The sequence below is a fragment of the Glycomyces dulcitolivorans genome, assembly GCF_003265355.1.
Lineage (GTDB): Bacteria > Actinomycetota > Actinomycetes > Mycobacteriales > Micromonosporaceae > Glycomyces > Glycomyces dulcitolivorans.
Map to the genome: position 1 here is coordinate 43,861 of NZ_QFRW01000057.1, position 9,798 is coordinate 53,658.

Annotated in this window: 11 protein-coding genes; all 11 read left to right on the forward strand. The window is 71.4% G+C overall.

Going from position 1 to position 9,798, the window contains the following annotated elements; genetic code table 11:
- Position 1: 1 nt before the first annotated feature.
- On the forward strand, positions 2–1,111 hold the full coding sequence (locus tag DI269_RS04205) for a MinD/ParA family ATP-binding protein (RefSeq protein WP_112133875.1): 1,110 nt from the start codon (positions 2–4) through the stop codon (positions 1,109–1,111).
- A 59-nt stretch (positions 1,112–1,170) separates the two neighbouring features.
- Positions 1,171–1,845 carry a DUF2567 domain-containing protein gene (locus DI269_RS04210; RefSeq protein WP_112133876.1) on the forward strand — a complete coding sequence of 225 codons (675 nt, stop codon included), beginning with the start codon at positions 1,171–1,173 and terminating at the stop codon, positions 1,843–1,845.
- 45 nt (positions 1,846–1,890) lie between these two features.
- Positions 1,891–3,198, forward strand: coding sequence for a histidinol dehydrogenase (gene hisD / locus DI269_RS04215; protein WP_232822610.1), 1,308 nt, complete (start codon positions 1,891–1,893; stop codon positions 3,196–3,198).
- Positions 3,195–4,331 (forward strand): histidinol-phosphate transaminase, encoded by a 1,137-nt coding sequence (locus tag DI269_RS04220; RefSeq protein ID WP_112133877.1) that lies wholly within the window; start codon positions 3,195–3,197, stop codon positions 4,329–4,331. Before hisD ends, DI269_RS04220 begins: the two co-directional genes overlap by 4 nt.
- Positions 4,332–4,940 carry an imidazoleglycerol-phosphate dehydratase HisB gene (gene hisB, locus DI269_RS04225; RefSeq protein WP_112133878.1) on the forward strand — a complete coding sequence of 203 codons (609 nt, stop codon included), beginning with the start codon at positions 4,332–4,334 and terminating at the stop codon, positions 4,938–4,940.
- The gene (locus tag DI269_RS26780; protein WP_157974753.1) at positions 4,937–5,095 is read left to right on the forward strand and encodes a hypothetical protein; all 159 of its coding nucleotides are present in this window, start codon (positions 4,937–4,939) and stop codon (positions 5,093–5,095) included. Before hisB ends, DI269_RS26780 begins: the two co-directional genes overlap by 4 nt.
- A gap of 10 nt (positions 5,096–5,105) precedes the next feature.
- Complete coding sequence (gene hisH / locus DI269_RS04230; protein WP_112133879.1) at positions 5,106–5,720, forward strand: imidazole glycerol phosphate synthase subunit HisH; 615 nt, start codon at positions 5,106–5,108, stop codon at positions 5,718–5,720.
- A complete protein-coding gene (gene priA / locus DI269_RS04235) occupies positions 5,720–6,448 on the forward strand; it encodes a bifunctional 1-(5-phosphoribosyl)-5-((5-phosphoribosylamino)methylideneamino)imidazole-4-carboxamide isomerase/phosphoribosylanthranilate isomerase PriA (protein ID WP_112133880.1) in 729 nt (242 codons plus the stop codon). The genes hisH and priA overlap by 1 nt, the downstream gene beginning before the upstream one ends.
- Positions 6,449–6,466: 18 nt before the next feature.
- Positions 6,467–6,868, forward strand: a complete 402-nt coding sequence (locus DI269_RS04240) for a Rid family hydrolase (protein WP_112133881.1) — start codon at positions 6,467–6,469, stop codon at positions 6,866–6,868.
- Positions 6,869–7,063: 195 nt separating this feature from the next.
- The gene (locus DI269_RS04245; RefSeq protein WP_112133882.1) at positions 7,064–8,791 is read left to right on the forward strand and encodes an acyl-CoA mutase large subunit family protein; all 1,728 of its coding nucleotides are present in this window, start codon (positions 7,064–7,066) and stop codon (positions 8,789–8,791) included.
- Positions 8,792–8,921: 130 nt separating this feature from the next.
- Positions 8,922–9,725, forward strand: coding sequence for an RNA polymerase sigma factor SigF (locus tag DI269_RS04250; protein WP_112133883.1), 804 nt, complete (start codon positions 8,922–8,924; stop codon positions 9,723–9,725).
- Positions 9,726–9,798: the final 73 nt, after the last annotated feature.

Here is a 9,798-nt window from a genome sequence, read left to right on the forward strand (position 1 = left end):
CGTGAACACGCCCGAACCATGGAGCAACGACCGCAACAACGACAGCTCGCGCTGGCAGAAGCTGCTCGGTCGCGGCCGCGGTCGCGCCGGAGGCGCGCAGCAGACCCCCACACCACCGCCCCGCGAGTCCTACCCGCCGTCGCCCCCGGTGGGGCCGCCGCCGGGACAGGCGCACTACTCGGTGCCGACCGCGGGCCGGCGCCCGCCGATCGCCACGCAGACCCCGCCGAGCGCCGCGCAGCTGACCCAGCCGATGCGCCCCCAGCAGGGCCTCCCGCCGCAGCCCCGGCAGCCGCAGCCGCAGCACACCGAGCCGAGCCCGGTCGCGCTCCAGCGCCTGCGCCGCGACCTGGGCCGCAGCCGCGTCATCGCGTTCATCAACCCCAAGGGCGGCGTTCACAAGACCACCGCCACCGTGCTCTCGGCCGCGGCCATGGGCACGGCCCGTTCGGGCGGCGTGATCGCCTGGGACGACAACGAGCTGCGCGGGACCCTGGGCCTGCGCGCCGGTTCGGCCCGGCACGGGCGGACCATCCGCCACCTCGTGGAGCACCTCGACCAGGTCGAGGCCGCGGGCGTGCACCTGCCCGAGCACCTCGACGAGTTCCTGCGCCACTCCTCGGACGGCTCGTTCGACGTGCTCGCGGGCGACGAGGACCCGAAGCTCCAGCGCCGCCTCGACCCGACCACGGTCCTGCGCGTGCTCGACATCCTCACCCGCACGCACAACATCGTCTGCATCGACACCGGCAACAACGTCGAGTCCCCGAACTGGCGGACCGTCGTCTCCTCGGTGGACCGGCTCGTCGTGACCACGGTGCCGCGCGAGGACGCGGCGTTCTCCGCGGACTGGATGCTCGACCACCTCGAAGAGGGCGGCTACGGGAACCTCGTCAAGAACGCGGTGACGCTTCTGTCGATGCCCACGCCGAACCCGGGCCCGCTCCTGCACGACCTCCAGCGGCACTTCTCGCAGCGCACCCGCGCCTGCGCGGTCGTCCCGTACGACCCGTCGCTGGAACCGGGCGCGAAGATCGAGTTCTCCGCGCTCCGCCCCGAGACCCGCGCCGCCTGGTTCGAGGCCGCGGCCACGATCGTCGACGGCCTGTAACCGCGTACTCCACAGCACATCCCGCCGACCTCTGAGTCAGCTGTGGCAGGATTCCAGGCGTGACCGACGAAGCGACGACCCCGGAGTCCGATTCCCGCCCCGATCCGCGAGCCGATCCGCACGTCTACGGCGGCGGGCGGCCGCGCTCGCAGCGCACCGTCGGCCGCGACCTGCTCGCCGCGGGCGTGCTCGCCGTGATCCTCACCGCGCTCGGGTTCCCGTTCGCGATGCTCTGGCAGATCGTCACCCCGCGCGTGGAGTTCATCGTCGTGGACGGCGGCTGGGTCGCCGTCGAGACCTACCCCGAGGGCTACATCGAGGGCGACCTCATGTTCGCCGGGATCGGCCTGGCCCTGGGCATCGTCGCGGCGGTCCTCGCCTGGTCGGCGATGCGCGAGCGGCGCGGCCCGATCCTGCTCCTCGGTCTGGTCATCGGCTCGATCGCGTGCCAGGTCGTGGCCTGGAAGATCGGCGCGCACGAGTGGCAGCAGTTCTGGGACGCCGTCGAGCGCGCGCCCGCCGGGGTGCACATGTGGCGCCCGCCGTCGGTCCTGTTCGTCGAACTGGACCCGGCCGCCGCCTGGGACGCGCTCAGGGTCGGCGAATTCACAGCGGCCCTCGACTCGCTCCAGCTCGGTGCGCTCGCGGTCATGGCCCTCGCCGCGACCTTCACTTACACCGTCTGCGCCGGCTGGTCACGTCGGCCCAGTCTTCGAACGGACGCTCCCGAATAGCGGTATGGCCTTTGACCTGGAAATGCGGGTGACTACGCTTGGGGCGTGCTCAGACGCATCGACCTTTCAGGAGCCGTATCCGACTACCCGGCCCGCGCCCTGCGCGAGCTGATGCCGCGCGCCGCGTTCGACGTGAACGAGGCGCTGCGGTCGGTCCAGCCGCTCATCGACGACATCGCCCACCGCGGGACCGCCGCCGTGGTCGAGATCGTCGAGCGCTTCGACGGCGTGCATCTGGAGCACCTGCGCGTCCCCGACGCCGCGATCAAGGCCGCCGTCGAGGAGCTCGACCCCGAGCTGCGCCGCGCCTACGAGACCTCGATCGCCCGGGTCCGCACCGCGCACGAGGCCCAGCGCCTCCCCGACGTCGTCACCGAGGTCGCCCCCGGCGGCACCATCACCGAGCGGTACCTGCCGGTCGGCCGCGTCGGCCTGTACGCGCCCGGCGGCCTCGCCGTGCTCGCCTCCTCGGTGATCATGAACGCCGTCCCGGCGCAGATCGCCGGCGTCGGCTCCATCGCGCTCGCCTCCCCGGCCCAGAAGACCAACGGCGGCCTGCCCGACCAGGGCATCCTCGCCGTCGCCGGGCTCCTCGGCATCGACGAGGTCTACGCCGTCGGCGGCCCCGCCGCGGTCGGCATGTTCGCGTACGGGACCGACGAGTGCGAGCCCGTCGACATGATCACCGGCCCGGGGAACATCTACGTCACCGCCGCCAAGCGCGCCGTGCGCGGCCTGGTCGGCATCGACGCCGAGGCCGGGACCACCGAGATCGCGGTCGTCGCCGACGCCGGGGCCGACCCGGTCCACGTCGCGGTCGACCTCATCAGCCAGGCCGAGCACGACCCGGCCGCCGCCTCGGTGCTCATCACCGACTCGGTCGCGCTCGCCGACGCCGTCGACGCCGAACTGGCGCGCCGCGCGCCGCAGGCCCGCCACGCCGAGCGCATCCTGACCGCGCTCGCGGGGGAGCAGTCGGGGACGATCCTCGTCGCCGACGTCGACGAGGCCGTCATGGTCGCCGACGCGTACGCCGCCGAGCACCTCGAAGTCCAGACCGCGAACGCCCGCGAGGTCGCCCTGCGCATCCGCAACGCCGGGGCGATCTTCATCGGCGCCTATTCGCCGGTGTCCCTCGGCGACTACTGCGCCGGGTCCAACCACGTGCTGCCGACCGGCGGCTGCGCCCGCCACTCGGCGGGGCTGTCGGTGCACACGTTCCTGCGCGGGGTCCACCTCATCGACTACTCGCGCGAGGCGCTGGAAGTCGTGGCCGCCGACGTCGTCAACTTCGCCAATTCGGAAGACCTTCCCTCCCACGGTGAAGCGGTGTCTGCGAGGTTCCAGCAGTGAGTGAAATCGAGAACCTGCTCCGCGCGGACCTGCGCGGGCAGTCGCCCTACGGCGCGCCGCAACTCGACGTCCCGGTCCAGTTGAACACCAACGAGAACGCGTTCGCGATCCCCGAGGACGTGGCGGCCGTGGTCGCCGAGTTCATCGGCCGCGAACTGCGCGGCCTCAACCGCTACCCGGACCGTGACGCCGTGGCTCTGCGCACGGACCTCGCGGCCTACCTCGGGCACGGGTTCACCGCCGACCACGTGTGGGCCGCCAACGGCTCCAACGAGATCCTCCAGCAGCTGCTCCAGGCCTTCGGCGGCCCCGGGCGCACCGTGCTCGGCTTCATGCCGTCGTACTCGATGCACCCGCTGCTCGCCCGCGGCACCGGCACGGCCTTTGTGGACGCCGGACGCGAGGACGGCTACACGCTCAGCCCCGCGTTCGTCGCCGCCGCGATCGCCGAGCACGACCCGGACCTGGTGTTCCTGGTGTCCCCGAACAACCCGACCGGGACCGCGCTCTCCCCGGAGGTCATCGACGCCGCCTACGCGGCCGCGCGCGGCATCGTCGTCATCGACGAGGCGTACGCCGAGTTCGCCCGCGACCCCGGCTCGACCGCCCTGGGCCGCTTGGAGGGCCGCAAGCGCCTGGTCGTGACCCGGACGCTCTCGAAGGCGTTCGCGTTCGCCGGGGCCCGCGTCGGGTACCTTGCCGCCGACCCCGAACTGGTCGAGAAGCTGCTGCTGGTGCGCTTGCCGTACCACCTGTCGAGCATCACGCAGGCCGCCGCGCGCGGCGCGCTCGCGTGCGCCGCGCAGCTCCAGGCCGAAGTGGACGAACTCAAGCACCAGCGCGACCGGATCGTGAAGAACCTGCGCGCCAAGGGACTCCCCGTCGCCGACTCCGACGCGAACTTCGTGCTCGTCGGCGGCCTCAAGGACGCCGCGGCCGTGTGGAAGGCGATCCTCGACCGGGGGGTCCTCATCCGCGACGTCGGCCTCCCCGGGCGCCTGCGCATCACCGCCGGCACCGAGGAGGAGACCGCCGCGCTCCTCGACGCCTTCGACTCCGCCATGACCGACCGCCCCGAATACTTTGCGACGCTTGCGGAGCAAACCGAGAAGCACAGCGAGGAGAGCAAGTAAGTGAGCCGCACCGCGCACATCGTCCGCACCACCGGTGAGACCAGCGTCGACGTCTACGTCGACCTCGACGGCACCGACAAGGTCGTCGACATCGCCACCGGCGTCGGCTTCTACGACCACATGCTCCACCAGCTCGGCAAGCACGGCGGGTTCGACCTGAAGATCGCCGTCAAGGGCGACCTGCACATCGACGCCCACCACACCATGGAGGACACCGCGATCGCGCTCGGCCAGGCGTTCGCCGAGGCCCTGGGCGACAAGGCCGGCGTGGTCCGCTTCGCCGACGCCTCCGTGCCGCTCGACGAGGTGCTCGCGCGCGCCGTGGTCGACCTGTCGGGCCGCCCGTACATGGTCCACGAGGAGCCCATGGACATCGCGCCGATGATCAGCACGGACTACCCGACGTCGATGACCCGGCACATCCTGGAGTCCTTCGCGTACCACGCGCGGATCTGCCTGCACGTGACCGTGCTGCGGTCCGCGAACCCGGGGCAGAAGCCGGACGCGCACCACGTGATCGAGGCCCAGTTCAAGGCCCTCGCGCGGGCGCTGAAGTACGCGACCCGCATTGACGGCACCGACATCCCGTCCACCAAGGGGGTCCTGTGACCTGGGCCGGACCGATCCTGCTCATGGCGCTCGCCGGCATCCTCGTCGGCGGCGCGGTGAGCCTGCGCCGCAACGGGAAGCTGCCCGCGGCGGTCGTCACCGGGCTCCTCGCGGTCGCCGCCTTCGGCGGCGGCCTGTACCTCGTCTACGGGTAAGGGGCGCACGATGGCCAAACCGTCTGTGGCCCTGTTCGACTACGGCTCGGGCAACCTCCGCTCCGCCTTCCGCGCCCTGGAGCGCGCCGGCGGCGACGTGACCCTCACGAGCGACCTCGACGCGGCCCGCCGCGCCGACGGCCTCGTGGTGCCCGGCGTGGGCGCCTACGCCGCGTGCATGGAGGGCGTCCTCAAGAGCGGCGTCGACGCGGTGATCCGCGAACGCGTCGCCGCCGAGGCGCCCGTGCTCGGCATCTGCGTGGGCGAGCAGGTCCTGTTCGAGGAGGGCATCGAGCACGGGGTCCGCACCCGCGGCGTCGGCGTCCTCGAAGGCCGCGTCGACCTCGTCAAGGCCGACCGCATCCCGCACATGGGCTGGAACACCGTCCTCGCCGACGAGGGCATGCGCCTGTTCGCGGGGATCGGGCCCGAGGAGCGGTTCTACTTCGTGCACTCCTACGCCGCCAAGGCGGTCCCGCCGGGCGCGAAGGCCGCGATCGCGGTCCACGGGGAGCCGTTCGTCGCCGCCGTCGAGCGCGGCGCGCTGGCGGCCACCCAGTTCCACCCCGAGAAGTCCGGCGACGCCGGGTACGCACTGCTGTCCAACTGGATCAAGGGATTGTGATGACCGAACTCCAACTGCTCCCCGCCGTCGACGTCACCGGCGGCAAGGCCGTCCAGCTCGTCCAGGGCGTGGCGGGCTCGGGCAAGCAGTACGGCGACCCGCTCGAAGCGGCCCTCGAATGGCAGCGCCAGGGCGCCGAGTGGCTGCACCTGGTCGACCTCGACGCGGCCTTCGGGCGCGGCTCGAACCACGAGCTGCTCGCGCAGGTCGCGAGCAAGGTGGACATGCAGGTGGAGCTGTCGGGCGGCATCCGCGACGACGCGACCCTCAAGCGCGCCTTGGACTCCGGGGTCCGCCGCGTCAACATCGGCACCGCCGCGCTGGAGGACCCGGAGTGGTGCGACCGGATCTGCGGCGAGTACGGCGACCGGGTCGCGATCGGCCTGGACGTCAAGGGCGACCGCCTGGCCGCGCGCGGGTGGACCCGCGAGGGCGGCGAACTCTTCGAGACCCTGGAGCGCCTGGAGCGCGCCGGGTGCGCGCGGTACGTGGTGACCGACGTGAACTCGGACGGGATGCTCTCGGGCCCCAACACCGACCTGCTGCGCCGCGTCTGCGAGGCCACCGACAAGCCGGTGATCGCCTCCGGCGGGGTGTCCTCGCTGGAGGACCTGCGGACGCTCGCGGGGCTGACGGGGATCGGCGTGGAGGGCGCGATCGTGGGAACCGCGCTGTACGAGCGTAACTTCACGGTCGCTGAGGCGTTGAACCTGTTGAAGGGTATGTAGCTCAAGGGGAGGCGCGGCATGGCTTTGGTCGAACGGGTTCCGGAGACCGGGCCGTGGGCGCAGCTCTACGGGTATTCGCGCGCCGTGGCGGTGGGCCCGCTCGTGGTCACGAGCGCGTGCACCGCCGACGTCGAGGCGCGGCCGCACCTTCAGGGCGATCCCGCCGGGCAGGCCCGCGAGGCGTTCCGGACCGCGCTCGACGCGATGGTCCACGCCGGCGCCGGCGTCTCCGACGTGGTGCGCTCCCGCCTCTACGTGACCGACCCGGCCCACGCCGACCCGGTGGGCCGGGTCCACGGCGAGTTCTTCGGCGTCGTCCTGCCGACCGCCACCGTGGTCATCGTGACCGGCCTGTTCCACCCCGGCCAGCTCGTGGCCGTGGAGCTGGAGGCCTTCCGCGCCTGGCGCGACATCGATTAGCGCCGATACTGTCGGACCCTCCGGGTAGTTTTGAGAACCGGGGGTCCCCCCGATGCCCGAAATGTGTAGACACTCCCACCCGGTGCGCGATGATTCGGGGAGTTATGCCGCCTGGCGGCTTAACGACCGTTCAGTAGACTTGGGTTCGAGCCGGACCGTGGCTCGCCCTAGTCTCGCCAAAAGTGAGGTGTCACCGTGGACGCTGAAGAGATCGCCGAAGGCCGCGAGCGCTGGGAGAAGCGCTACGCCCACGCCGCCAAGCGCGACGCCGATTTCACGACCCTCTCGGGTCTGGAGGTCGAACCCGTCTACGGTCCCCCCGAGGGAACCGAGGACCCGCGCATGGCCCGCATCGGCTGGCCCGGCGAGTTCCCCTACACCCGCGGCCTCTACCCGACCGGCTACCGTGGCCGGCAGTGGACGATCCGCCAGTTCTCCGGCTTCGGCAACGCCGAGCAGACGAACGCCCGCTACAAGATGCTCCTGGGTGCGGGCGGCGGCGGCCTGTCCGTCGCGTTCGACATGCCCACGCTCATGGGCCGCGACTCCGACGAGCCCGCGTCGCTCGGCGAGGTCGGGCACTGCGGCGTCGCGATCGACTCGACCGCCGACATGGACCGCCTCTTCGCCGGCATCGGCCTCGGCGGCGTCACCACCTCGATGACCATCTCCGGGCCCGCCGTCCCGATCTTCTGCATGTACCTCGCCGCGGCCGAGCGCCAGGGGGTCGACCTGTCGACCCTCGACGGGACGCTCCAGACCGACATCCACAAGGAGTACATCGCGCAGAAGGAGTGGCTGTTCCCGCCCGAACCGCACCTGCGGCTCATCGGCGACCTCATGGAGTACTGCGCCGCGAACATCCCGCGCTACAAGCCGCTCTCGGTGTCCGGCTACCACATCCGCGAGGCCGGTTCGACCGCCGCGCAGGAGCTCGCGTTCACCCTCGCCGACGGGTTCTCCTATGTGGAACTCGGCCTGTCGCGCGGCCTCGACGTGGACGTGTTCGCGCCCGGCCTGTCGTTCTTCTTCGACGCGCACATCGACTTCTTCGAGGAGATCGCGAAGTTCCGCGCGGCCCGCCGCATCTGGGCCCGCTGGCTGCGCGACGTCTACGGCGCCAAGACCGAACGCGCCCAGTGGCTCCGCTTCCACACCCAGACCGCCGGGGTCTCCCTGACCGCGCAGCAGCCGTACAACAACGTGGTGCGCACCGCCGTCGAGGCGCTCGCGGCCGTCATGGGCGGCACGAACTCCCTGCACACCAACGCACTCGATGAGACGCTCGCGCTCCCCACCGACCAGGCCGCCGAGATCGCCCTGCGCACCCAGGCGGTCCTGCGCGACGAGACCGGCGTGACCAACGTGGCCGACCCGCTCGGCGGCTCCTGGTACGTCGAGGCCCTCACCGACAAGATCGAGGCCGAGGCCGAAGACCTGTTCCTCCAGATCCTCGCCCTCGGCGGCGAGGCCGGCGAGGACCCCGCGGCAGTCGCCCGAGACGCTGCCGACCGCCACGAGATCGGTCCGGTCACCTCGGGCATCCTGCGCGGCATCGAGGACGGCTGGTTCAACGCCCAGATCGCCGAGGCCGCCTTCACCTACCAGCGGCAGCTCGAAGACGGCACGAAGCACATCGTCGGCGTCACCGAGCTGACGAACACCGTCACCTCCGACCTGGAGATCCTCCGCGTCTCCGGCGACGTCGAGGCTGGCCAGAACGCGCTTCTGGCCCAGCGCCGGGCCGGGCGCGACAACGCCGCCGTCGAGCGCGCGCTCGCCGACATCGTCGCGGCCGCACGGGGAACGGCGAACCTCATCGAGCCGATCCTGGAGGCCGCCCGCGCCGAGGCGACCCTCGGCGAGATCTGCGGGGCGCTCCGCGACGAGTGGGGCGAATACCGGGAGAACGCCGCTATTTGACCTGGTAAATGTAATATTCACACTTTTGCCATTGATCTCGGGCGGCCCCGGGCTTACGATGGGAGAGTCAATTACCCATATGGGGCAACATGCTTCAAACCGATGTCCATTGGGGCAGGAGGGCGATCGCATGGGAGACAAGAAGACCGACAACAAACGACAAGGTTCCGACGAATACGCGCACCTGACGCCGCTGTTCCGGGAGATGGCCTCGCTCGACGAGGACGACCCCAGACGCGCGGACGTCAGGGACGAACTCGTCACCGGGCACCTCCCGCTCGCCGAGCACATCGCGCAGCGGTTCTCGGGCAAAGGGATCGCCAAGGACGATCTGGTACAGGTCGCCTCGGTGGGGCTCATCCACGCCGTCGACCGCTTCGACCCCGAGCAGGGGACGGACTTCCTGTCGTACGCGGTGCCGACCGTCATGGGCGAGGTCCGCCGCCACTTCCGCGACTACAGCTGGCCGATGCGGGTCCCCCGGCGCCTGCAAGAACTCCGGATCTCGCTGAACCGGGCCGGCGCCGAACTCTCGCAGCGGCTCGGCCGGCCCCCGACCGACGCCGAACTGGCCGAGCACCTCGGCATCACCGAAGCCGAAGTCCTGGAAGGCCACGAGGCCCGCCAGGCGTACCGCGCGGTCTCCCTCGACGAGGCCGCGTACGGCGACGACGAGGGGCCGCGCCTGGCCGAATCGGTCGGCGAGGAGGACTCCGCCCTCGGCCTGGTCGACGACCACGAGTCCCTGGTGCCGCTCATCCAGGAGCTGTCCGAGCGCGAGCAGAAGATCCTCGCGCTGCGCTACTACGGCGACATGACCCAGACGCAGATCGCCGAAGAGGTCGGCATCTCGCAGATGCACGTCTCGCGGCTGCTGCACCGCACGCTCGACGAACTCCGCGAGGGCCTCGACCGGCCCGCCGAAGGAACATAGACCGACCCGGTGCTGACAAGGCGGGGGCGGCGGGTCCATCGGACCCGCCGCCCCCATTCACCCGGCGGGGCCT